Raw genomic sequence first — 23,505 nt, 5'->3', positions numbered from 1 at the left:
CTCAGTTGGCCAGCTGGACGGACAAGCCGACCCGCTGAATGCCTGCACGCTGCAAGGTGTCCATGACTTTGACCACGCTCTCGTATTTCACGTTCTTGTCGGCACTGATCACCACTGCCGAGTTGGCTGGCGCAGCCCCGTCGCCCGTGCCTTGTGCCTGCTTGACGGTGGCGGCCAGGTCTTTGAGTGCCACAGACGAGGTTTTTTCTTTTACTTTGACCTCGAGCGATTCGGTCTTGGTCAGGGTCACCTGGATGATCTGATCGGGCTGGCGCGATGCCTTGCCCACGCTGGGCAAGTCAATCACGCTGGGGGTAATCAAGGGTGCGGTCACCATGAAGATGATCAAGAGCACCAACATCACATCGATGAAGGGCACCATGTTGATCTCGTTGATGGTGCGGCGACCACGGCCACGTCCGGCGACAGCAGGCATGTTGATTCCTTGTGCGGCTTAGCGGGCTGCCGGCGCAGGCTGGGCGCTCACGTTGCGTTGCAGGATGTTCGAAAACTCTTCGATGAAGGTTTCTTGCTGGATGGCGATGCGGTCCAGGTCGCGGGCGAAGCGGTTGTACGCCACCACCGCCGGAATCGCTGCAAACAGGCCGATGGCGGTAGCCACTAGGGCCTCTGCAATACCGGGCGCCACGGTCGACAAGGTCACTTGTTGCAGTGATGCCAAGCCGGTGAAGGCGTGCATGATGCCCCACACGGTGCCGAACAAACCCACATACGGCGACACCGACCCGACCGATGCCAGAAAGGACAGGTTGCTTTCGACCTCGTCCATCTCACGCTGGAAGCTGGCGCGCATCGCACGGCGTGCGCCGTCCATCAAGGTGCCGACATCGCTGACACGGCGCTCGCGCAGCTTTTGAAATTCGCGCATGCCGCTGGCAAAAATACGCTCCATCGGGCCACAGGTCTGGGCATTGCGACTCGCTGCGTTGAACAGATCATTGAGGCTGGAGCCCGACCAGAAATCGCGTTCAAAAGCTTCGTTTTGGGTTTTGATGCGTTTCAGCGAAAACAGCTTGCGGAAGATGGCGGCCCAGCTGGCAATCGATACCAGCATCAACAAGGCCATGACGGCCTGGACCACGATGCTCGCGTTCAGGATCAGGTGCAGGATGGAAAGGTCTTGGTTCATGGTGTGAGGGCTTAAACGGATGTGAGCATCGCACGCAAACGCTGGATGGCTGTTTCTAATTGTTGCATCGAGCTGGCGGTCGAAAAGCGGACAAACTGGGCCGTCTGCGCGGTACCGAAGTCCCGACCGGGCGTGATCGCTACATGGGCACGGTTCATGACTTCAAAGGCAAACTCCCAGCTGCTTTGGAGCCCGAGTCGCGCGCAAAGTTCCGAGCAATCAGCCCACACATAAAAGGCTCCGTCGGGCTCCACCGGAATATTGAAACCCAGATCACGCAGGGCCGGAATGAAATAGTCGCGACGCGCTTTGAACTCAGCGCGGCGGGCCTCGTAGAGCGCAATGCTCTCCGGCTCGAAGCATGCCAGCGCCGCATGCTGGGCGATGGTGCTGGGGCAGATGAACAGGTTTTGGGCCAGGCGCTCAATCACCGGCACCAGGTCTTGCGGAACCACCATCCAGCCCAAGCGCCAACCCGTCATGTTGAAGTACTTGCTGAAGCTGTTGATGCTGATGACTTGGTCATCCAGCGCCAGCGCAGTGTGACCGAACTGGTCGTCATGGCTGAGTGCCAGATAGATCTCGTCGATCAAAGTGACGCCACCCTTGGCCTGCACTACCGCATGGATGCGGCGCAGTTCGTCAGGGTGAATCGAGGTGCCTGTGGGGTTCGATGGCGAAGCCAGCAGCACACCGCGTGTGCGCGGGCCCCAAGCAGCCTCCACTTTGGCGGCGCTGAGCTGGTAGCGCTCGTGTGCCGAGGTTTCCAGCAGCACAGCCTTGCCCTCGGCGGCGCTCACAAAATGGCGGTTGCACGGGTAGCTGGGGTCCGGCATCAAGACTTCGTCGCCCGGCTCAATCAGGGCCAGACAGGCCAGGTGCAGCGCCGCGGAGGCTCCTGCCGTGACCACGATGCGCTCCGGCGCCACTTGCACGCCAAAGCGGCTGGCGTACCAGGCGCTGATGCATTCGCGCAGCGCAGGCAGGCCGGTGGCCGCGGTGTATTGGGTGACGCCATCGCGAATCGCTTGTTCGGCGGCCGCTTGCACTAGGGGCGGTGCAGTGAAATCGGGTTCCCCGATATTGAGGAACACCATAGGCGCATCGCTGTGCGCCACTTGTGCAGCCAGGGCAGAAGCTGCCTTGGCAACCTCCATCACATAAAACGGCTCAATGTTCTGTGCGCGTGAGGAAATGTGCATCGTGGCGGTCGTGGGGTCAGGCAGCGGGTTTTTTGTTGCGTTCGGCGTCGATTTCCACGGCGCGCAGCTGGGGGGCAATGCCGTTGAGCACGCCATTGACGTATTTGTGACCATCGGTGCCGCCGAATTCTTTGGCGAGTTCGATGCACTCATTGAGCACCACGCGCCATGGCACATCGAGGCAATGCTTCAACTCGTAAGCACCAATCCACATGATGGCGTGTTCGACCGGCGAAATCTCGGCCATAGGACGGTCCAATGCCGGAATGATCAGGGCGTCAAGCTCTTCCGCTTGGGCAACGCAGCCGTGCAGCAAGGCATCGAAATGCACAGCGTCCGCTTTGGCGAAACCGGCCAGGTCACGGGTGAACGGGTCAATGTCGTCCACCGCATTGCGACCCACCAGGCTTTGGTAAAGGCCTTGCAGCGCGAATTCGCGGGCGCGGGTGCGGTTGGATTTGCTGCCTGCTTTGCGGGCGCCGGTGGTGGTCAGGCCGGTGCGGCTCTGACGGGGAGGGCGCTTGGCCGCGGAGGTGCTGGGGGTATCGCTCATCAGATGCTCTCCAACAGGTTGGCCATTTCAACGGCGACTTGGGCAGCATCGCGCCCCTTATCGGTCTGGCGGGCTACGGCTTGTTCGAGGTTCTCGGTGGTGAGAATCGCATTGGCCACGGGGATCTGGTAGTCCAAAGATACGCGGGTCACGGCGGAACCGGATTCGTTCGCCACCAGCTCAAAGTGGTAGGTTTCGCCGCGGATGATGCAGCCCAGCGCGATCAGCGCATCGTAAGTGCCTTTTTCCGCCATGGCTTGTAGCGCCACTGGCACTTCCAGGGCACCGGGTACGGTGACATGGTCAATATCTTTTTCGGATACGCCCAAGGCCAGCAATTCGGTTTTGCAGGCGTTGGCTAATGCATTGGTGATGTCCGCATTGAAGCGGGCCTGCACGATGCCAATGTTGAGTTTCTTGCCGTTCAAACGGTCGGAGGCTGCGGTGCCTTTGTCTGCGCCAAACATGGGTGATTCCTTTATTCGAGTTATTTGCTGATGTAGCCGGTGATTTCGAGGCCGTAGCCGGTCATGCTCGGCATGCGGCGCGGGCTTCCCATGAGTTGCATTTTCTGCACACCGCACTTGAGCAGAATCTGGGCGCCAATGCCGTAAGTGCGCAGGTCCATGCGGCCCCGTTCAGGCGCTTGCGATGCGCGTGCGGTGCCTTCAAATTGGCAAAGCAACTGTTCGCCGCTTTCGCCGCAATTGAGGAGTACCACCACGCCTTTGCCTTCAGCGGCGATATAAGCCAGAGCCGCATCCAGGCTCCAGGAGTGCATGCTGCGATTGACCTCCAAAGCGTCCAGCACTGAGAGCGGCTCATGCACACGCGCTGGCACCACAGTGCCGGCGTCCCACTCGCCCTTGACAAGTGCAAGATGCACGCCTTGTCCGGTGCTGTCTTTGAATGCGTGGGCGGTGAATTCACCGTACGCCGTTTTCATGGTACGGCTGCCCACGGGCTCGATCAGCGATTCGACACGGCTGCGGTGTTCAATCAGGTCGGCGATCGTGCCGATTTTCAGGCCGTGTTCAGCTGCGAACAGCTGCAAGTCGGGCAGACGGGCCATAGTGCCGTCGTCTTTCATGATCTCGCAGATCACGGCCGAGGGGCTGCAGCCGGCCATGGCCGCCAGATCGCAACCGGCTTCGGTGTGGCCTGCGCGCATGAGGACGCCACCGTCCACCGCCTGTAGCGGGAAAATGTGGCCGGGTTGCACCAGATCGGTCGCCACCGCGTTTTTCGCCACTGCTGCCTGCACGGTTGTTGCACGGTCTGCGGCAGAAATGCCGGTGGTCACGCCTTCGGCGGCTTCAATAGATACGGTAAAAGCGGTGCTGTACACCGTGCCGTTGCGTGCCGCCATCGGGGGTAACTTCAGGTGCTCGCAGCGTTCGCGGGTCAGGGTCAGGCAGATCAGGCCACGGCCGAAACGGGCCATGAAGTTGATCGCTTCGGGCGTGACGTGGTCCGAGGCGAGAACCAGATCGCCTTCGTTTTCACGGTCCTCTTCGTCCACCAGAATCACGATGCGGCCGGCGCGCATGTCGGCCACGATGTCTTCAACGGGGGAAATGGATACGGGGGTGAGGGCGGTCATGCAGAAGGGCTTTCCAAATGTCGTTCTATGGCGGGGGCCCTGAGGGATGCGGCGCTCCTGCCGGATGCTCGGTGCCTCAGTAGTAACCCCCGATTATCGCCGCTTTCGACCGGATGGTTGCGGGTCAGGCGCAGGGGTTGAGCACAGTAGGGACTTCAGTCCAGCGAGGCGCTCCAGCGCTCGTTCCAGCCGGTTTGCAAGGCACGCCGGTCGCGCTTGGTAGGGCGGCCGCCCGCGATCGTGTGGGCGGGCTCCGGGCTTAACCGCTGTTGCTCGGCGGCCGCTAGACGGTCGCGCACGCTGTCCGGGGTTTCTGCGTACATCAGCTGGGCCACAGGTGCCGGGCCGCGTTGCTCACTGATGAGCAGCACCTGCACGACTTTTTTGACCTTGCCTTGCCAGATCGTCAGGGTGTCGCCGGCCTTGACCTCTTTGGCGGGTTTGACGTCCCGGCCTTCCCACTGCACCCGGCCGAGTTGGACTGCATCCGTGGCCAGCGAGCGGGTTTTGAAAAAACGTGCGGCCCACAGCCACTTGTCGATCCGGGTGCTTTGCATGCGAAAACTTCAGCTGAGATAGAGCGGTAATCGTACACAAGCATCCAGTCCGGTGCAGGTGTCCCCTGAATACCGGTTGTTCAGCTGGATGGTTCCCCCCAGCGCGAGCACCATTTCCCGCGTGATCGTGAGCCCAAGGCCGGACCCCGAGTGAGTGCTCCCGGCCGCAAATGGCTGAAACAACCGCATGCGCAAGGCATCACTGATACCGGGCCCGCTGTCCGAAATTGTGAGCTGTGCCCAGTCGCCATCTCGCTGCAAGCGGATCATCAAGTCGCCGCCCTGCGGTGATAGGCGCACAGCGTTGTGCAGCAGGTTACGGATGGTTTCCCGCAGCATCCATTCGTGGGCCATCACCGGACAGGGCTCGGTCACGAGTTCGAAGTCGAGGTCTTTTTCGCCTACCAAGGCCGACAAATCCAGCGCAATGGTACGGACCGGTTCGGCCCAGTCCATGGCCGCAAAGTCTTGTTGTTGGCGCACTTGTTCCACTTTGGCCAGCGAGAGCATTTGGTTGGCCAATTGGGTGGCCCGGTCGACCGTGGAGGCAATTTCTTTCAGTCCGTCCTGGGCGGCTATGTCGCCCCGCAGTGCGGATTGCACCTGCACCTTGAGCACCGCCAATGGGGTCCGGAGTTGGTGTGCCGCATCACGCACAAAGCGCTTCTGGTGGTCCAGCAGGTGTTGCAGCTTGTGCATCACATGGTTGGTAGCCACCGCCAGCGGTTGAATTTCCAGCGGCAATTCGCCGGCAGGCAAGGCGGTCAGGTCGTCCTCGCTGCGCTGCTCCAGCTCTTCGCTCAGCTGCCGCACCGGGCGGGTGGCACGGTCTACCACCAGCATTACTACCGCGGTGATGACGGTGATCAAAATCAGCTGCCGCTGGAGTGTGTCCAGCAAAATTTGCCGGGCCAGGGTGTGGCGCAGCTCCAGCGTTTCTGCCACCTGCACCATGGCCATGGTGCGCTCCCGCCCGCTGGCCACCGGCTGCAGCAGTACGGCTACCCGCACCGCATCACCCCGGAAGGTGTCGTCGTAAAAATCTACCAGCGCGGCATAAGGGCCCTGCTGGGGCAGCTGACCCGTCCAGACCTTGATGTCTTGCTCGCCATCGACCCATTGACCTTTGGCGTCAGACACCCGGTAGCTCATGCGGCTGCGGTTGTCTGCCTCAAACGCTTCAAGGGCGGAGTAGGGGACTTGCGCCCTGAGCCGTGCATCTGCACCTCTCCCTTCAATGTCCAATAGTTCGCCAATGGCTTTGGCAGAGGCGAGCAGCGTCCTGTCATAAGCCGTGTTGACCGCGGCCAGCGCCTGCCGGTAAAGGCTGTAGGTGTCGACCAATACAAACAGCAAAATAGGAATCAAGATACCCAGCAACAGGCTCTTGCGTAATGAGGGCGCAGGGCGGCGGCTCGCCATCTCAGTCGGCCTTGAGCAAATAGCCAAGACCGCGCAGGGTCACCAGGCTGACCCGCATGGCGGTGAGCTTCTTGCGCAGGCGGTACACCACCACCTCGATCGCTTCAAACTGCACATCCACCTGACCGGGAAACACCACTTCAAATAAGCGTTCTTTGCTGACCGCATGGCCCGGGCGCAACATCAGGGCCGTCATCAAGGCCAACTCCCGAGGGGTCAAGTCCAAGACCTCGTGGCGGTGATAGATGGCGCCGCTGTTGCGGTCCAGCCGCAACTCTCCGACCAGCAGGTCGCTGCTCTGGGGTGTCGGGTTGTCGGCATTGCGGCGATGCAGGGCGCGTATGCGGGCTTCCAGCTCATCGAGGTCAAACGGCTTGGGCAGGTAATCGTCGGCACCGGCATTCAGGCCCAGCACTTTGTCGCCGACGGTTCCGCGCGCGGTCAGGATCAGAACCGGCGTGCGCAGGCCGCTGCGGCGCGCCTGCTTGAGTACGTCGAGCCCGTCTACTCCCGGCAGGCTCAGGTCGAGCACCACCACATCGGGCTGGAGCGTGTTCCAGTAGGTGAGCGCTTGTGCACCATCGCTGCAGACATCGACCCGCATTTGTGCACGTACCAGGCTGCGTTGCAGGGTGGTGAACAGGGCGGGATCATCTTCGATCAAGAGTAAATGCATGGCCAGAGCAGGGTGCGAATTACGGGTTTCCCCTAGGGAATTTGGACAGCCGTTTGACAGCCACGGCCCGCATCATAGGCCCTACCAATAACCACAGGAGACCTCCATGCGTCGCGATACTTTCCTCAAATCCATGGCCGTGATGGCTGCTGCCGGTGCTCTGCCTTTGTCGGCACGTGCAGCCACCAATCTGAAAATGATGCTCCCCGCCAACCCCGGCGGCGGTTGGGACGGCACAGGCCGCGCCCTGGGCAAAGCACTGATCGACGCCAAGCTGGTGGACACTGTGCAATACGAAAACAAGGGTGGCGCGGCCGGTGTGATCGGCTTGGCTCAGTTTGTGAATTCCGCCAAGGGCGACCCTAACGCCATGATGGTGATGGGCGCGGTAATGCTGGGTGGCATCATCACCAGCAAGCCTGCCGTCGGCTTGGACAAGGTGACCCCGATCGCCCGTATCACCAGCGAATACAACGTGTTCGTGGTGCCGGCCGACTCTCCGCTCAAGACCATGAAAGACGTGGTCACCCAAATGCAAAAAGACCCCGGCAGTGTCAAGTGGGGTGGCGGTTCGCGTGGATCCACAGAGCACATTTGTGCCTCCATGCTGGCGACCAAGGTCAACGTAGACCCCAAAAAGGTCAACTACGTTGCGTTCCGTGGCGGCGGCGAAGCCACTGCGGCTATTTTGGGCGGTAACGTGACGATTGGTGGTAGCGGTTACAGCGAGTTCGCTGAGTACATTGCTGCGGGCAAGATGCGCGCCATCGGGGTGACTTCCGAGAAGCGCCTGCCCGGCATCAATGTGCCGACCATGCGCGAGCAAGGCTATGACGTGGTGTTGGGTAACTGGCGCGGTGTATATGGCGCGCCTGGCATCACCGCCGAGCAGCGTGCTGCACTGACAGACCTGATCGTCAAGGTCACCAAGACCAAGGGCTGGGCTGACGCGCTGGAGAAAAACCAGTGGACCCCTGCGGTGTTGACCGGCAAAGCGTTTGACGAATTTGTGGACAACGAGTTTTCCAGCCTGCGCGGCGTGATGCACCTCTCCGGAATGCTGTGATGAGCCAGGTCGTGAAAGCGCGGCAAGAAGCCGCCGTGGCAGTGGGCGTGCTGCTCCTAGCCCTCGGGCTGGGTGCTGGCGCATGGGTCATTCCCTCAGAAGCGGGTTACGCCGGTATCGGCCCTGACTTTCTTCCGTGGGTGGTATCTGTGGCTTTGCTGCTGTGCAGTGGTTTCTTGCTGTGGGAGGTCCGTAAGGGCGGCTTTCTCGACATGGAAGATGACGAAGACAGCGAGCCCGCCTTCTGGCCCGGATTTATCTGGATGTCGGTGGGCTTGCTGGTGAATGCAGCGTTGATCACCACCATAGGGTTCATCTCCAGTTGCGCCCTGTGTTTTGTGTTGGCATCGCGGGGCGCGCGCCTGGCCCAAGGCCAGGTCTTGGGCGGCGCCCGCACCTGGATCACGGATATCGTGGTCGGTCTGCTGATCTCGGCACCCGTGTACTGGATGTTTACCAAGTTTCTGGCCATCAGCTTGCCAGGTTTGACGCAAAGCGGATGGTTGTAATGGAAATCTGGAATCAACTTCTTCAAGGGTTTGCGACGGCGGGTACCCCCGTCAACCTGTTGTGGGCATTTGTGGGTTGTGCGCTGGGCACTGCCGTGGGCGTGTTGCCCGGCATCGGGCCTGCCACGGCGGTGGCGATGTTGTTGCCGATTACCACCCAGGTGGAGGCCACTGCCTCCATGATCTTTTTTGCCGGCATTTACTACGGCGCGATGTACGGTGGCTCCACCACCTCCATTTTGCTCAATACGCCGGGTGAGACCTCCAGCATGGTGACCGCCATGGAGGGCAACAAGATGGCCAAGAGCGGCCGCGCAGGTGCTGCGCTTGCAACAGCGGCTATCGGCTCGTTTGTCGCTGGAAGTATTGCCACGGTGGTCGTGACCCTGTTTGCGCCGCTGGTGGCGGAATACGCCGTCAAGCTCGGCCCGCCCGAGTATTTTTGTTTGATGCTTTTGGCGTTCACCACCGTCAGTGCGGTGTTGGGGCAGAGCACATTGCGCGGCTTGACTGCTCTGTTTGTGGGCTTAGCCATTGGCTTGATTGGCATGGACCAGATCACTGGTCAAACCCGCTACACCGGCAACATGCCCGAGCTGCTGGACGGCATTGAAATTGTGTTGGTGGCGGTTGGTTTATTTGCGGTGGCTGAGGCCCTGCACTATGTGCTCTTTGAGGGCAAGGTGGTCGAGACCGAAAACAAGCTCAGTCGCGTCACCATGACGGCCCGTGATTGGAAGCGTTCGATCCCCGCCTGGATCCGTGGTGCTGCGATTGGCGCACCTTTTGGTTGCATTCCTGCCGGCGGCACAGAGATTCCAACCTTCTTGAGTTACGCCACAGAAAAGAAACTTGCCAAAGGCGACGACCTTGCGGAGTTCGGTACCAAAGGTGCCATCGAAGGTGTGGCCGGCCCCGAAGCCGCCAATAACGCGACGGTGACCACCGCCTTGATTCCGTTGCTCACGCTCGGCATTCCCGTGTCCAACACGACGGCCGTGTTGCTGGGCGCTTTCCAGAACTACGGTATCCAACCCGGGCCACAACTGTTTACCACCTCGTCTGCGCTGGTGTGGGCCTTGATCGCCTCGCTGTTCATCGGCAACGTCATGCTGCTGGTGCTGAATTTGCCGATGGTGGGCTTGTGGGTCAAGCTGCTGAAGGTGCCCAAGGCCCAGCTGTACGCCGGTATTCTGATTTTTGCCACCGTGGGTACTTACGGTATGCGCCAGAGCGCCTTTGACCTGGTGCTGCTGTATGTGGTGGGGGTTATGGGCTTGGTGATGCGCCGATTCAATATTCCGACGGCACCGGTGATTGTGGGCATGATCCTCGGACCTTTGGCAGAGGCGCAGCTGCGCAACGCCATGTCCATTGGTGAAGGCAGTGCCATGATCTTCCTGCAGCGCCCCATGTCGGTGACATTGCTGGTGGTGGTGCTGAGTGTGTTGGTCTTGCCACGGGTGCTCAAGCACTTTCAAGGCAAGGCGCAGCGCTTGGCTTTGGCATAAAAAAGGGTGCTAGCCCCCATTTAATATGCGGGTGTAGCTATATTTTTGGTAGCAAAAAAGGGGTGCTTCGGCGCCCCTTTTTTTGTTGCGGCGAATGCTAATCTTCTCGTATGGCTAATTCAGTGATTTCATGGGTGCTGCGGCTGGGATTGGGTGTGGGGCTGCTCAGTCTCGGGGTGCTCTCATCGGTGCGGGCGGACACTGCGTTGGTGGCCGTGGCCGCCAATTTTTCCGGGATGGCGCAAACCATTGCCAGCGACTTCAAGCGGGTGAGCGGGCACACTGTGACCCTGGTGCCAGGAGCCACCGGCAAGCTATACGCCCAGATCAAGAATGGTGCGCCGTACCAAGTGCTTTTATCCGCCGACGACGAAACCCCTTCGCGCCTAGTGCTGGAGGGTGCGGCCGTAGCGGCGAGCCAATTCACCTACGCTACCGGCCGATTGGTTTTATGGAGTCCGCAGCCCGGTGTAGTCGACGCGCAGGGCGCGGTGCTGGGTGCTGCTGGTTTGCGGGTGGCCATGGCCGACCCCAAAACCGCCCCCTATGGCGCTGCCGCCATGCAGGTGATGCAGCAGAGGGGGGTGTGGCAAGGCCTGCAAGGACGGCTGATTCAGGGTGAAAGCATTGCGCAAACCTACCAATTTGTCGCAAGTGGTAACGCGCCCGTGGGGTTTGTCGCGCTGTCTCAGGTGATGCGGGATGGGCGTTTGGTGGATGGCTCCGCGTGGCAGGTGCCCGCCCACTTGCACCAGGCTTTGCGGCAGGATGCGGTGCTCCTCAATCCCGGGCAAGGTCAGGTAGCCGCTTTGGCTTTTTTGGCCTATCTGCGCACTGAGCCTGCCCGCCGGGTGATGCGCGCGGTGGGCTATGAGTAGCAGTTTGCCCGTGGCTGCGTTTCCGCTGTCTTCGGACGATTTTTCGGCCATCCGGCTCACTTTGGAGCTGGCCAGTGTCACCACGCTTGTGTTGCTCTGTGTGGCTACCCCGTTGGCCTGGTGGCTGGCCCGGTCCGGCTCTTGGTGGAGTCGCGCTGTAGGGGCACTGGTGGCCATGCCTTTGGTGTTGCCGCCCACGGTGTTGGGCTTTTACCTGTTGGTCAGCTTGGGGCCGCAGGGGTGGGGCGGTCAGTTCACCCAGTGGTTGGGTATCGGTTTGCTGCCATTCACTTTTGCGGGGCTGGTGCTAGGCTCGGTGATTTACTCCCTGCCGTTTGCGGTGCAGCCATTGCAGAATGCGTTTGAAAGCTTGGGGCCGCGCCCGCTGGAGGTCGCCGCCACACTGCGGGCCTCCCCTTGGGATACTTTCTGGCATGTAGTCTTGCCGCTGTGCCGTCCCGGTGTGGTGAGTGCCGCTGTACTGAGCTTTGCCCACACGGTGGGCGAGTTTGGTGTGGTGCTGATGCTGGGGGGCAATATCCCCGAGAGCACCCGGGTGGTGTCCACCCAAATTTATGGCCATGTGGAGGCACTCGAATACACCCAGGCGCACTGGTTGTCGGGTGGCATGGTGCTGTTTTCTTTTGTGGTGTTGCTAGCACTGGGGTGGCTCAACCCGCGTGGCAGCCGTTTGCGGACTTGAGCGCTATGGGCAACCGCAGTTTCAACCGCATCCAATTGAATGTCTCCAAACCCGGCTTCAGCCTGGTGGTGGATATGGAGCTGCCGTCAAAGGGCATCACGGTTCTGTATGGGCCGTCGGGCTCAGGCAAAACGACGGTTTTGAGGTGCATCGCTGGTCTCGAGCGCTCGCCGCAAGCGCTGGTGCAGGTGGGCGGGCATACCTGGCAAGACGAGTCCGCAGGTGTTTTTTTGCCTACCTACCGGCGCTCCCTGGGGTATGTGTTTCAAGAGGCCAGTCTGTTCTCCCATTTGGACGTGGCGGGTAACTTGGAGTTCGCCCGCCGGCGCGCTACACCCCGAATGGATGGCAGCCCCTTGCTGACGCCTGAGTTCGCGATTCAGACCCTGGGCCTGTCGAAACTTTTGCACCGGCGGACGACCGACCTCTCCGGTGGCGAGCGCCAGCGTGTCGCGATCGCACGGGCGCTGGCGACCAACCCGCAGATTTTGCTTTTGGACGAGCCCCTTGCGTCTCTGGACGAGGCCCGCCGGCGCGAGGTCTTGCCGTGGCTGGAACAACTCGGCAGCGAGCTCCAGATCCCGATGGTGTATGTGTCGCACGCGACCGAGGAGGTCACCCGCCTGGCGGACACCTTGGTGGTTCTGGAACAAGGGCGTGTCATGGTCATAGGCCCAGTAGATACCGTGCTGTCTCAGGTGGAGCCTGTGATCCGCCTCGGTGGAGAGACGGCGAGCCTTGTGACAGGGCGTGTGATATCCCACGACCCGCAGTGGCATTTGAGCGAAATTGCATTTGATGGCGGCACCTTCTGGGTGCCTGATGCCAAGCTGCAAACCGGGCAGTGGGTGCGTTTGCGGGTGTTGGCCCGCGATGTCAGCATTGCAACCCAAGCCCCATCAGGAAGCAGCATTCAAAACACCGTGGCGTGCACCGTGGCGCAAATTCTGCCGGACCAGCAACCCGCCCAGGCCCTGGTGCGCTTGGACGTGAGCGGTACAGCACTTTGGGCCCGCCTGACACGGCGTGCGGTGCAACAGCTGCAACTCCAGCCTGGCATGCACGTCTGGGCGCAAGTGAAAGCCATGGCGCTCACGCAGTAACGCAAACGGGTTGCAAATACTTGCAAATTTCACCCGTTCGGGTGATGACAGCGCCGGTGCGTCCGCCTAATCTGTGGGGTTGATTACTTGTCTCTCCCCCATGCCCGACGCGCCGCTTTTGTCCTCTGATCCGACCCACGTCACCCTGCTGTTCCAAGCGCAGGCGGCCTTGATGCGCGGCGATGTGGACTTCAGCCAGACGCTCTCCAAAAGCGCACTGCTACATGCCCAGCGGCAGAACGACGCCGCGGGCCAAGCTCGCGCCCTGTTGTACCTTGCGCAGGGAGACCGCCAGCTCTCGCGCCTGCGCCGTGCCCGTGAGACGGCGGAGCGCGCCGCCCAGATGTTCCAAACCCACGGGGACGCCGCTGGCGAAGCCGAGGCCCTGACCACTTTAGCCAATGTGCTGAGCCTGATGGGCCACAGCGCCGATGGCCTGGAAGCCGCCATGCTGGCCTTGAAGCTCAGCCAGTCCAGCCCAGCCAGCCATCCGCTGGCAGAGGCTATGGCCTGCAACTACCTCGGGGTTGCCTATGCATGCAGCCAGAGTTTTGACAATGCGGCCGAGTTACTGGAGCGCTCGGTCCGGATGTTTGAAGCCCAGGGCCTGTGGGCTGAATCCTGCTTGCCGCGTTACCACCAGCGGTATGCCGAAATGCACCGCTGTTTTCTCGACCGGTATTACCACGGCACTTTTTTGTCGCTCGACCGGTTGACGCAGATTGCCGCGCTGCCCGAACAAGTCACCTCGCAACCCGGGAGTGTGCGCTCCTTGCTGTGCCCTTATCGCAAAACCCGCGCGCTGCTGGACCTGACGCATGCATTTGAGCTTTGCTGGCAGGGTGATCTGGATGAGGCCAGCCGCAGGGCAGACACGATTTCGGCCAGCGTGGCCAAGGGAATGCGCCAGCCGGCTGTGATTTTGCTGGAGATGTGGCTGAGGACTGAAATTGCATGGGCCGCCGAGGATTGGATGTCGGCAGAGGCCCACGCCCAGTGCTTGCTGCAATCTGCGGCGCGGGCTGAAAACGAGCATCTGCGGGCCACTGCGTATTTGTTGCTGATCCAGATCTACTCTGCCCAGGGCAAAGACTTGCAGGCACAAGCGCAGCAACGGCTCTGGAAAATGCAGGAAATGCACCTTCGCAAAGAGGCTTTGCACAGCCGCGAAGAGCGTGTGGAATGGCAAATGCGGGTGCGTGCAGATCGCCAAGCCAGCCGTCATTTGGAAGAAAAAACGCGCCATTTGGAGCGCTTGGCCATGCAAGATGCCCTGACCGGCCTGTACAACCGCCGGTACCTGGAGCAAATCGTGCCGGCTTTGCTGAGCGATGCCACCGAGCGCCAGCGTGCCCCTGCCTTGGTGTTTGTCGATATCGACCATTTCAAGCAAATCAACGATCGCTTTTCCCATTTGGTGGGTGACGAGGTGCTCAGGACCGTGGGGCGGATTTTGAGTGGCTTTGTGCGTGAGGGCGATGTGTCCGTCCGGCTCGGGGGTGATGAGTTTGTGGTCCTCTTCAGCCACGTGGAGGCGCAGAGCAGTACCTCGGTGGTCGCTCGTATCCACAAAGCGGTGAACGAATTTGACTGGCACAGTGTGCACCCGGGGCTGAGCGTCTCAGCCAGCGCCGGGCTTGCACTGGCCGATAGCCAAGACACTCTCGCCAGTTGGCTCCACCGCTGCGATCTGCAGATGTACGTCGAGAAAGACTCCCGCTACCAAGACCTCGCTTGAGGTGCGGCAGCGCGCGTTGGTCTAGCTTTTGGCAGCCGCCATCAGTGCCGCGAAGCCCACGAAAACGCCGCCGGTCAGGCGGTTAAAAGCGCGCATCACCGTGGCACGGCGCAGGTAGGTCGCGAGCTGCTTTCCACTGGCTGCATACACAAAGTACCAAGCGACTTCGACGACAGCAAAAGTACCCAGCAGAATCGCGAACTGGGTGAGTTGCGCCGCTTCAGGGTTCAGAAACTGGGGGAAGAAAGCAGCCGCAAACAAAATGGCTTTGGGGTTGCTGGCCGCGACCAATGCGCCCTGGCGGTAATGGCTCCAGAGGCTGGTGCCTGCGCTGACCGCTGGAGTTGTGGGGTTGTTTGCGGTGTCCTCCGCATCCTTTACCGGCGAGCGCCAGCATTGCACGCCCAGGTAGGCCAGATAAGCGGCACCAGCCAAACGCAGCGTGTCAAACACAGCCGGGAATGCCTGCAACAGCGCACCCAAACCTGCGGCAGAGAGCCCCAGCATCAACATCAAAGAGGTCATGCATCCCGCCATGTTGACAATGGCAGCGCGCATGCCTTCACGCGCGCTGGTGCTCATGACCAACAGCATATTCGGGCCGGGCGTGCCCGACACCACAAACGTCATCATGACAAACAACCACCAAGTGTGAAGCGACATATCAGTTTCCAGAGTCAATAGTGGGGTGGCAGATCGTCACGCAGATTCCGCGCAACACCGGCATCCGGCGTTTGCTGCTTAAGGTGGGTCACCTCCCGGATCAACAGCTCAATTTGCGCTTGTTGGCGGATGATGATGCTGTCGAGCTGGTCCACCGTGTCTTCAAGGTAGCTGGCCTTGATCTCCAGATCATGGAGGCGTTGTTCATTAAGGGCGTTCATTTCCATGGATGTATTGGACACCATGCGGCGCCGCTTGCCGCAGCTGAACCCTCATTGTTTCGCGCCCAGTGCCAGCGCAGCGGCGCGCGAGACCTCTTGGGCCGCGGTGTCGGGGGCTTCTTGGGTGCGCCAGCCGCTGAGGTGGGTTTCGGTGAGCTGGCAGAGTGCAGTAATCCACTCCGGGTCGTCGTTCAGGCAGGGGATGTAGTGAAACTCTTTGCCGCCTGCATGCAAAAACGCTTCGCGGGCTTCCATGTTGATTTCCTCGAGGGTTTCCAGGCAATCGCTGGTGAACCCTGGGCAGATCACATCTACCCGCTCCACACCGGCCTTGCCCATGTCAATCAGGGTGGGCTCGGTGTAGGGCTCCAGCCATTTGGCACGGCCCAACCGGGACTGGAAAGTCACTTTGAACTGGTCTTTGGATAGGCCCAAAGCTTCGGACAGCAGCCTTGCGGTCTTGAAGCACTCGCAGTGGTAGATGTCGCCCAAGTGCAGGGTGCGCTCAGGCACGCCATGAAAACTCATCACCAGCTTGTCAGGCCGGCCATTGGCACGCCAGTAGCGCTGCACGCTGGCAGCCAGCGCGGCGATATAGCCGCTGTGGTCGTGGTAGTGGTTCACAAAACGCAGCTCAGGAATCGAGCGGGTTTTCGAGGCCCAGGCGTAGACCGCATCAAACACACTGGCTGTCGTGGTGGCGCTGTATTGCGGGTAGGCGGGCACGATCAGGACGCGGGTGACCCCGTCTGCCTTGAGAGCGGTGAGCTGGGATGCAATATTGGTGCTGCCGTAGCGCATGGCCCACGCCACCTTGACGTGGTGGTTGCGCTGGCCCAGCCAGCCCTGCAGCATCTTGGCCTGCCGCTCGGTCCACACCTTGAGTGGCGAGCCCTCAGGCGTCCAGATGCTGGCGTACTTGGCGGCCGACTTGGCCGGCCGGAAACGCAGGATGATGCCGTGCAGGATTAACAGCCACAGCAGGCGTGGAATCTCGACCACGCGGTGGTCACTCAAAAACTCGGCGAGATAGCGGCGCACAGCCGGGGTGGTGGGTTCATCCGGCGTACCCAGGTTGCACAACAGTACGGCGGTGCGTGCGGGTTGACCGTGGGTGTATGAGGGCTCGGGAGCAAAGGGGGAGGGGAGTGCCATGAGAGAAATATTCAGTCGCGGTGAGTGTCAGTCGGCTTCGGTGCTGGAGGGCAGGGGCGTATCGCTGAGCTCTTTTTCTACCAATTGGAGTGTGGGGTGTTGCCCGGTGAGCAGCAAAAACATGGCAAATACCGGGCCCTGCATGTTGCGGTCATCGGTCGGGCTTTCCAGGGCTTGCCAGGTGCGGGACTGCAGGCCGCCGCGGCTTCCGGTTTGCAAGGAGTAGCCTAGCAGTTGAGCGGCCTGGGCCTGATTCAGGCCGGCAGCCAAGCGGGCAGCTTTGAGTTGTTCGCCCGTCGGGCTGGGCATATCAAGCGTGATGGCGGGCATGGGTGAATGGGTCGTTAAAGCAACAGGCTTGATAGTAGCGCTCTGTGCGGCCCGGTGCGGCGCCGTTTGTGTGTACCCTCACAGCTTCCTCCGTTGTTTTGGCGGCTCCCGCGAGTCGCGCACTGCCCCATGCTGAACTTGAGCCGCATCCGCGCCATTACCCTTGATCTGGACGACACCTTGTGGCCCGTGTGGCCTGCGATTCACCGGGCCGAAGACCTGTTGCGCGAATGGCTCACGGCACACGCGCCCCGCACCGCTGTCATGTATGCCGACCCCCACCAGCGTCAGTTGCTGCGTGCGGATACCGAAGCGCAATGGGCAGACCACGCCCATGACCTGAGCGTGCTGCGGCGTGAGTCCATCCGGCTGGCCCTGCAACGCAGTGGCGATGACTCGACTTTGGCGGAGCCTGCGTTTGAGGTGTTTTTTGATGCCCGCATGCAGGTAGAGCTGTTTGAGGATGCGATTCCTTTGCTCGACGCCATGGCGGCCCGTTGGCCGATCGTTGCAGTGAGCAATGGCAATGCGGATGTGCACCGCGTGGGCATTGGCCGTTACTTTGCGGCCAGTGTGAGCGCGCGGGATGCAGGCGTGGGCAAGCCGGACCCGCGTATTTTTGCAGCGGCCTGCGCATCGGTAGGCGTCAAAGCCGAAGAGGTATTGCATATCGGAGATGACGCAGCACTGGACGTTTTGGGCGCCTTGGGTGTGGGCATGCAAACCGTGTGGGTGAACCGGGAGGAGCACCTCTGGTCTTTCACCCAATACCCGCACGCCACCGTGGGCAGCCTGCGGGAGCTGCAAGACTTGCTTAGCGGGCCGGCCGCAGCGTAAGAGTGCTTTCGGTGCGGGCGATTACGTCGGCTTCGTCGAGCCACATGCGCACGAACTCGCCCTTGGCATATTTTTCAGCCTGATCGGCGTAATGCTTGTCGGGCCACACGCCGCTTTGGCCGAGCGGATTGATGCCCACGGCTTTGCCTGCGTCTGCAAAATCAATCACCCGTCGCGTCGACGGGCCGGAGGTGACCGCCCAAGGGGCGGGCCCCAGCGTGCCCGATAGGTTGTTTGGCGTTTCGCGACCGCCGGGCACTTGAAAAGGCCCCACGTTAAAAATCTTGTCCAGTGGCTTTTGCCGGCCCAGCGGGTGCCCGTGGGTCAAGGTGTGGGCCACACCCCAGCGCCAGTCTAAAAGGCTGGTGCCATACAGACCTTGCAGGTGCTTCAGGGTGTTGGACCAGGCGATACGGGTCGTCTCAAAGTGGCTTTCTTTGGCCGGCGTGCTGACATCGTCCCACCAGGGCGAATTGTTGTCCGCGACCAATAGCGGCAGGGCGAAGTCGAGTGCGCGAGTTTCCAGCAGGTTCGCAAACTGCACGGGGCCCAGTTCGTCGGCAAATGCAGCTTTGGCCAACTCGTACATCATTTGGGTAAACAGGGTGGCCGCAATACTGCCCTCGTCATAGGTGCCGTCCCAGTTGGTGAGGGGCTCCATAAAGGCTTTTTCGTTGGGGTCGGTGACGACCGCATTCATGGCCGGCAGGAGGTTGCGCAGAATGCGGGGGCCATAGTTGTTGTTGACGTCCAGCATCAGCTTGCGGGTCTCGACACTGGTCCACTTCATGTTGGGGGTGTTGAGCAGGGTATCGAGCCGTTGCGCCCGGTCCGGCAAGTTGTAGTAGCCGGGCACCGGCACACCGCTTTTGGGCAGAGGTTGGTGGTTGGCCGAGACGATGTAGCCGCGCGCCGGGTTCTCTTCCTGCGGGTTGAAGCGGAAGGCGTAAAAACCGGGTTTGTCCGCCTCGCCTTTGGCCGCATCCAGGATAAACGTCGGGTTCACGCCTTGCGGGCGCAAGGGCAGCTTGGCCGCGGCCCACCAACCGATGTCGCCCTCTGCGTTGGCCCACACGATATTCAGGCCGGGCGCGTGGAGTTTGCTGGAAGCCTCGCGGGCCTTGTCCAAGGTGTCTGCGCGGTTGAGCTCGTAAAAGCCCCGGATGGCAGGGTTCTCGGTGGCGTAAAACGCCCACCACATGGAGATGGGCCGTGTTCCCAAGCTTTCTTTGAACGCATCGTTGATCACCGGCCCCTGCGGCGTGGTTCGCACCACCATGCGCTCCGGTGCCGCACCCTTGACCTGAATCAGCTCGGTCCGGCTCACCATGTCGACCCAGTTGCCCTGGTGCCACACTTGTTGAGGGTTGTCGGGGTTGACCTGCTCGGCAATGAAGTCGACGTCGTCGTTCTGGAACATCGTCAAACTCCAGCCGAAGTCGTGGTTGTGACCCAGCAGCGCCATCGGGTTCAGGGCCTGAAAGTGCCCGAAAAGCTCAAACTCCGGCGTGCTCAGATGGGCCTCGTACCACACGGACGGTGCTGAAAACGAGATATGCGGGTCACCGGCCAGCATCGGGCTGCCCGATGCGGTGCGCTTGCCAGAGACGGCCCAGGCGTTACTTCCTTCGAGCAGCGGTATGCCGCCCAGCTCGCTGGCCTGCAGGCTCACACCGGCCACGCGTTGGAGGCTGTTCCATGCGTCGGGAGTCATGCCGGAGATCGGGGTCAATACACCCTCGGGGTGCCAATCGACATCAAATGCCCGCAAATAGTCGGGCCCGAGCCGGTCCCGGATGAAGGTCATGAGCGGTTCGGTCCGGAAGGCGGCGGCAAAACTGTAGGCGAGGTACCCGCCCACGGCATAGGTGTCTTCGGGGGTGAACGGCTGTTGCGGGATACCCAAAATATCAAACTCCAGCGGAGCGCGGTGGCTGTCTTGCCACTGGTTGATCCCGTCGATGTAGCTCAGCAGGGCTCGGCTTTCGGGGGCGTTGCGGTCCATGGCCGCCACCACTTTTTTGGCGTGTTCGCGCAGGCCCAGGGTGCGGAAGAGTTTGTCGACGTCCAGCAGTTTGGGGCCCAGCACTTCTGCCAACTCGCCATTGGCCAGGCGCCTGACCATCTCCAGTTGGAACAGCCGGTCTTGCGCGTGCACATAGCCTAGGGCGCGGTATAGGTCGGCCTCGTTGTCTGCGGTGATGTGCGGAACGCCGCGCTCGTCATACCGGACGGTGACGTTCCCTTGCAGATTTTGCAGCTCCACCACGCCGCTGCGGACTGGTTGCTTTTTGTAAAGGTACCAGCCGCCCACGCCGACGACCGCCAGTAAAACCAGAGCAAGCAGGCCCGCCATGAGTTTGACCATGAATTTCAAATGCGTCTCCAAATACCGTGGATATCAGTCTATCGCCGCCAGCAGGCCCGCGGCCTCTGTGCCGCTACGCACTGCACCTTCCAGTGTGGCCGGGTAAGGCCCAGCCACATAGTCGCCGCAAGCCCACAAGCCGGGTGCAATCGTCGCTGGCGGGCGCTGCAGCGCGGGGGTGCAGGCAAAGGTCGCGCGCTTTTCGATCACGGTTTGCACCGCTACCAATTCCAAACCCAGTTGGGTGCGGGCTTGGGTCAGCACTTGTTGTTCGATGGTGTCTTTGTCGCCGCTGCTGGCACTCACCACAAATGCCAAGAGACCGTGGGTGCCGTCCAGCTGGCCGCGGTCAAACACAAACTGGGCAGGGCAGGCGGCATCACTGCGCAAAGCGACCATGGGGCGCGCAAGGCTGGCAGTCTGACTATGGGCGTAGACGGTGGCAATCGATTCAAACTGCAGTGCACCCGCGGTAGTCGCCCAAGTGCGCAGATCAATTGCTATATTTTCAGTAGCGTGTTGCGCAGATTCCATGAGGGCTGAGGCCGCATTGGATGATGAAGTGGCCCAGATCACTGCGTCAAACACTTCTCCGTTGAGCTGCCAGCGGCCTGCGGTGCCCGGGGCGGCGGCCTCCAAGCGCGTGACGCGCATGCCGGCGCGGACCTCGCCCCCGTTGGCCTGCAGCCAAGTCGCTGCGGTGGCCGGGAACAGGCGCGCCATGTCGGTGGTGGGTAGCAGCAGGTTGGAGCTGCCGCGCCCGCCGAATAGCGAATCGCGCAGCACTGTCAGGAACACCTGGCCGCAGGCACGGTCCGCTGGCGTATTGAGCGCCGAGACGCACAAGGGGTCAATCAAGGTGGACTGGACGGTGGGGCTGACTTGGCGGCACAAGTCTGCCACCGTGGTGCCGGGCGCGCAGCGAAAGCGGCTTATCTGCCAGCCGATCGACGCCCGCACCAGACTCCAGCGATCCGCCCAGGTCCAGCCCTGCGCGGTGGCAATACCGGCCACTGCATCCAAGGGGCTGGGCCACAGGGGCAGCGCGATGCCCGCACCATCAGGATGGCGCAGGTCCAGCGGCAGGCGCTTCAGGTAGGTCGCCGGGTCTGCGCTCACCGAGCGCATCAACTCCAGTGTGCGGGTGTAGGCCCCGATCAGGATGTGTTGGCCGTTGTCCAGCACCACCGGCGTGCCGTCCGGCAAGGTGCCCTGGAGTGCCCTGGCCCGCCCACCGACTGCGCGAGATGCTTCAAAAACAATAGCATGGTGCCCGGCACGTATCGCCGTGACCGCAGCCGCCATCCCGGCCCAGCCGGCGCCGACGATGGCTACGCGCATGAGCTGACGACAGCAGTGGTGCGGCGGGGCGCGGAGGCCGGGCTACACCGTAGGGCCGCCCCAAGGTGAGAGCCGCACCCCCTCGGGGGGCAGCGACCCGCGAAGCGGCGGAGCGTGGGGGCCATACTCATAGGCGGCCGAGGGCCTGCACCTTCCAAGCGAGCCAGAACTTGCGCAGCGGTGTAAGGCTGACGCGCTGGTGCAGCACCTGGAAGTTGTCACGCTCAATTTCGGTGAGCAAGGCGCGGTAGATGCTGGCCATCATCAGACCGGGCTTCTGGGCACGGCGGTCGGCAGCGGGCAGCAGGGCCAGGGCCTCGTCATACAGTCCTTGGGCGCGCTGGGCTTGAAACTTCATCAGCGCCACAAAGCGGTCAGAGTAGGTGCGTTTCAGGATTTCGTGGGCCTTTACATCGAACTGCTGCAGTTCGTTGACTGGCAGATAAATGCGGCCGCGCATCGCGTCTTCGCCCACGTCGCGCAGGATGTTGGTGAGCTGCAGGGCTTGGCCCAGCTTGTGGGCATATGAGGTGGTTTGCGGATCGGTTTGGCCGAAGATGCCGGCCGCCACTTCGCCCACCACGCCGGCTACCAGGTGGCAGTAGCGCTGCAGGCCGGGGTAGTCGAGGTAGCGGGTTTGCTCCAGGTCCATTTGGCAGCCGTCAATCACCGCCAGCAGGTGCCGGGTTTCGATGGTGTAGGTGGCGGCGTGGGGCATCAGCGCCTTCATGACCGGGTGGGTGGGGCTGCCCTTGAAGGATTGCTGCACCTCATTGCGCCACCATGCAAGTTTGGTGGCGGCTACACCGGCATCGACCATGTCGTCCACCACATCGTCCACCTCGCGGCAGAAGGCATAAAAGGCGGTAATGGCGGCACGGCGCGGGGCGGGCAGAAAAAGAAAGGCGTAGTAGAAGCTGCTGCCGGAGGCGGCGGCTTTTTCCTGGACGTATTGCTCTGGTGTCATGGGCGGTATTGTCGCTACATCCACACCGCGCGCCACAGCATGACGCCATAGTCCCACGCATGGAGTTTGGGGCGGCGCTGGAGGGTAGCGTGGTCTAGTGCGGCAATCTTGTCCAGAATCCGGAGTCCGCCTTGGACTACGAGCCTGAGCTCCCAGCCGGCACGCCCAGGCAGGCGGTGCACCAATTCCATACCATTTTGCATGTGAGCCCTTGCGGTGCTTGTGCAAGATGCTATCAATTTGCGAGTATTTTCGGTGTCTTGTTGCGCCAAGATGTCGGCTTGCTTGACGCCGAAGCGCACACATTCGTCGTGGGGGAGGTAAAAGCGGCCCCGGGGAATGTCGGTGCTCAGGTCTTGCCAGAAGTTGATCAGTTGCAGGGCCGAGCAGATGTCGTCGCTCATGGCCAGCGACTGGGCGTCTTGCACGCCATAGAGGTGTAGCAACAGGCGGCCCACCGGGTTGGCAGAGCGGCTGCAGTAGTCCAGCAGCTCTGTGTGGCTGCGGTAGCCGGTGCCGGCACGGGTTTTCTCGATGTCTTGCACAAACGCGTCTAACAGCGCGTGCAAGAGCGGATCGGGCAAGGAATGCGCCCGGCGCTGCACTTGCAACGGGGCGAAGACCTGGGGCCAGCGGGCGGTAGCTTCCGGGGATTCGCTCAGGCCGGTGCGAAACAGCGCCAGCTCCGCCAAGCGCTCGTCAGGTGTGGCGTGGCCCTCATCGGCGATGTCGTCTGCGGTGCGGGCAAAGTGGTAGATGGCCGCGATCGGCGGGCGCAGGTGAGAGGGGCACAGCACCGATGCCACCGGGAAATTCTCGTAGTGGGTGATGGGCTGGGCGGCCGCGGGCGGCGCAGTGGCGGGGTCGGGCAGGGAAGACATGGGCGGCATTGTGCCTTCCGCACGGTGCGGCGGCGGTGCTGGCTTCTTCGCTAACGGCTTGACAAAGGTCC

Annotated in this window: 25 protein-coding genes; 8 read left to right on the top strand and 17 right to left on the bottom strand. The window is 61.6% G+C overall.

Annotated features, from left to right (window positions below):
- Nucleotide 1 precedes the first annotated feature (1 nt).
- From RAE19_RS02100 to RAE19_RS02060, 9 genes are all read right to left on the bottom strand, one after another.
- On the bottom strand, nt 2-436 hold the full coding sequence (locus RAE19_RS02100; RefSeq protein ID WP_313873359.1) for an ExbD/TolR family protein: 435 nt from the start codon (nt 434-436) through the stop codon (nt 2-4).
- Between the two features lie 18 nt (nt 437-454).
- A complete protein-coding gene (tolQ, locus tag RAE19_RS02095; protein ID WP_313873358.1) occupies nt 455-1,150 on the bottom strand; it encodes a protein TolQ in 696 nt (231 codons plus the stop codon).
- Nucleotides 1,151-1,161: 11 nt separating this feature from the next.
- On the bottom strand, nt 1,162-2,352 hold the full coding sequence (locus tag RAE19_RS02090) for a pyridoxal phosphate-dependent aminotransferase (RefSeq protein ID WP_313873357.1): 1,191 nt from the start codon (nt 2,350-2,352) through the stop codon (nt 1,162-1,164).
- A gap of 16 nt (nt 2,353-2,368) precedes the next feature.
- Complete coding sequence (gene nusB / locus RAE19_RS02085; protein WP_313873356.1) at nt 2,369-2,905, bottom strand: transcription antitermination factor NusB; 537 nt, start codon at nt 2,903-2,905, stop codon at nt 2,369-2,371.
- Complete coding sequence (gene ribH, locus RAE19_RS02080) at nt 2,905-3,372, bottom strand: 6,7-dimethyl-8-ribityllumazine synthase (RefSeq protein WP_313873355.1); 468 nt, start codon at nt 3,370-3,372, stop codon at nt 2,905-2,907. The genes nusB and ribH overlap by 1 nt, the downstream gene beginning before the upstream one ends.
- Nucleotides 3,373-3,392: 20 nt before the next feature.
- Entirely contained in the window at nt 3,393-4,508 is a 1,116-nt protein-coding gene (gene ribBA, locus RAE19_RS02075; RefSeq protein WP_313873354.1) for a bifunctional 3,4-dihydroxy-2-butanone-4-phosphate synthase/GTP cyclohydrolase II, read from the bottom strand.
- A gap of 155 nt (nt 4,509-4,663) precedes the next feature.
- Complete coding sequence (locus RAE19_RS02070) at nt 4,664-5,065, bottom strand: RNA-binding S4 domain-containing protein (protein ID WP_313873353.1); 402 nt, start codon at nt 5,063-5,065, stop codon at nt 4,664-4,666.
- A 9-nt stretch (nt 5,066-5,074) separates the two neighbouring features.
- Nucleotides 5,075-6,487 carry a sensor histidine kinase gene (locus tag RAE19_RS02065; RefSeq protein ID WP_313873352.1) on the bottom strand — a complete coding sequence of 471 codons (1,413 nt, stop codon included), beginning with the start codon at nt 6,485-6,487 and terminating at the stop codon, nt 5,075-5,077.
- A gap of 1 nt (nt 6,488) precedes the next feature.
- The gene (locus RAE19_RS02060) at nt 6,489-7,163 is read right to left on the bottom strand and encodes a response regulator transcription factor (RefSeq protein ID WP_313873351.1); all 675 of its coding nucleotides are present in this window, start codon (nt 7,161-7,163) and stop codon (nt 6,489-6,491) included.
- 106 nt (nt 7,164-7,269) lie between these two features.
- Here RAE19_RS02060 and RAE19_RS02055 point away from each other — a divergent pair, with 106 nt between their 5' ends.
- From RAE19_RS02055 to RAE19_RS02025, 7 genes are all read left to right on the top strand, one after another.
- Nucleotides 7,270-8,229: a Bug family tripartite tricarboxylate transporter substrate binding protein gene (locus RAE19_RS02055; RefSeq protein ID WP_313873350.1), complete on the top strand. Its 960-nt coding sequence runs from the start codon at nt 7,270-7,272 to the stop codon at nt 8,227-8,229.
- On the top strand, nt 8,229-8,738 hold the full coding sequence (locus RAE19_RS02050; protein WP_313873349.1) for a tripartite tricarboxylate transporter TctB family protein: 510 nt from the start codon (nt 8,229-8,231) through the stop codon (nt 8,736-8,738). Before RAE19_RS02055 ends, RAE19_RS02050 begins: the two co-directional genes overlap by 1 nt.
- The gene (locus RAE19_RS02045; protein ID WP_313873348.1) at nt 8,738-10,249 is read left to right on the top strand and encodes a tripartite tricarboxylate transporter permease; all 1,512 of its coding nucleotides are present in this window, start codon (nt 8,738-8,740) and stop codon (nt 10,247-10,249) included. Before RAE19_RS02050 ends, RAE19_RS02045 begins: the two co-directional genes overlap by 1 nt.
- Before the next feature lie 110 nt (nt 10,250-10,359).
- Nucleotides 10,360-11,127 carry a molybdate ABC transporter substrate-binding protein gene (gene modA, locus RAE19_RS02040; RefSeq protein WP_313873347.1) on the top strand — a complete coding sequence of 256 codons (768 nt, stop codon included), beginning with the start codon at nt 10,360-10,362 and terminating at the stop codon, nt 11,125-11,127.
- Nucleotides 11,120-11,830: a molybdate ABC transporter permease subunit gene (modB, locus tag RAE19_RS02035; protein WP_313873346.1), complete on the top strand. Its 711-nt coding sequence runs from the start codon at nt 11,120-11,122 to the stop codon at nt 11,828-11,830. Before modA ends, modB begins: the two co-directional genes overlap by 8 nt.
- Before the next feature lie 5 nt (nt 11,831-11,835).
- A complete protein-coding gene (modC, locus tag RAE19_RS02030) occupies nt 11,836-12,933 on the top strand; it encodes a molybdenum ABC transporter ATP-binding protein (protein WP_313873345.1) in 1,098 nt (365 codons plus the stop codon).
- A 100-nt stretch (nt 12,934-13,033) separates the two neighbouring features.
- On the top strand, nt 13,034-14,671 hold the full coding sequence (locus RAE19_RS02025) for a GGDEF domain-containing protein (protein ID WP_313873344.1): 1,638 nt from the start codon (nt 13,034-13,036) through the stop codon (nt 14,669-14,671).
- A 21-nt stretch (nt 14,672-14,692) separates the two neighbouring features.
- Here the strand turns inward: RAE19_RS02025 and RAE19_RS02020 are convergent, their stop codons facing one another.
- From RAE19_RS02020 to RAE19_RS02005, 4 genes are read right to left on the bottom strand one after another with little or no spacing between them, the layout of a single operon-like run.
- Nucleotides 14,693-15,334 (bottom strand): LysE family translocator, encoded by a 642-nt coding sequence (locus RAE19_RS02020; protein ID WP_313873343.1) that lies wholly within the window; start codon nt 15,332-15,334, stop codon nt 14,693-14,695.
- Nucleotides 15,335-15,348: 14 nt separating this feature from the next.
- Nucleotides 15,349-15,579, bottom strand: a complete 231-nt coding sequence (locus tag RAE19_RS02015; RefSeq protein ID WP_313873342.1) for a SlyX family protein — start codon at nt 15,577-15,579, stop codon at nt 15,349-15,351.
- A 27-nt stretch (nt 15,580-15,606) separates the two neighbouring features.
- Nucleotides 15,607-16,710, bottom strand: coding sequence for a ferrochelatase (hemH, locus tag RAE19_RS02010; RefSeq protein ID WP_313873341.1), 1,104 nt, complete (start codon nt 16,708-16,710; stop codon nt 15,607-15,609).
- Between the two features lie 27 nt (nt 16,711-16,737).
- Nucleotides 16,738-17,040, bottom strand: a complete 303-nt coding sequence (locus tag RAE19_RS02005) for a helix-turn-helix domain-containing protein (RefSeq protein ID WP_313873340.1) — start codon at nt 17,038-17,040, stop codon at nt 16,738-16,740.
- 129 nt (nt 17,041-17,169) lie between these two features.
- Here RAE19_RS02005 and RAE19_RS02000 point away from each other — a divergent pair, with 129 nt between their 5' ends.
- On the top strand, nt 17,170-17,877 hold the full coding sequence (locus RAE19_RS02000; RefSeq protein WP_313873339.1) for an HAD family hydrolase: 708 nt from the start codon (nt 17,170-17,172) through the stop codon (nt 17,875-17,877).
- Here the strand turns inward: RAE19_RS02000 and RAE19_RS01995 are convergent.
- The 4 genes from RAE19_RS01995 to hpnC all read right to left on the bottom strand — a co-directional run bounded on the left by RAE19_RS01995 (nt 17,855) and on the right by hpnC (nt 23,443).
- Nucleotides 17,855-20,245, bottom strand: coding sequence for a penicillin acylase family protein (locus tag RAE19_RS01995; RefSeq protein WP_313876158.1), 2,391 nt, complete (start codon nt 20,243-20,245; stop codon nt 17,855-17,857). The genes RAE19_RS02000 and RAE19_RS01995 overlap by 23 nt on opposite strands.
- 33 nt (nt 20,246-20,278) lie before the next feature.
- Nucleotides 20,279-21,586 carry a hydroxysqualene dehydroxylase HpnE gene (gene hpnE, locus RAE19_RS01990; protein ID WP_313873338.1) on the bottom strand — a complete coding sequence of 436 codons (1,308 nt, stop codon included), beginning with the start codon at nt 21,584-21,586 and terminating at the stop codon, nt 20,279-20,281.
- A 127-nt stretch (nt 21,587-21,713) separates the two neighbouring features.
- A complete protein-coding gene (hpnD, locus tag RAE19_RS01985) occupies nt 21,714-22,553 on the bottom strand; it encodes a presqualene diphosphate synthase HpnD (protein WP_313873337.1) in 840 nt (279 codons plus the stop codon).
- A gap of 14 nt (nt 22,554-22,567) precedes the next feature.
- Nucleotides 22,568-23,443, bottom strand: a complete 876-nt coding sequence (gene hpnC / locus RAE19_RS01980) for a squalene synthase HpnC (protein ID WP_313873336.1) — start codon at nt 23,441-23,443, stop codon at nt 22,568-22,570.
- Between the last annotated feature and the right edge of the window lie 62 nt (nt 23,444-23,505).

Origin of the sequence: Rhodoferax potami, assembly GCF_032193805.1 — a bacterium.
Classification (GTDB): Bacteria; Pseudomonadota; Gammaproteobacteria; order Burkholderiales; family Burkholderiaceae_C; genus Allorhodoferax; species Allorhodoferax potami_A.
This window is presented reverse-complemented; position numbering and strand designations above follow the sequence as displayed.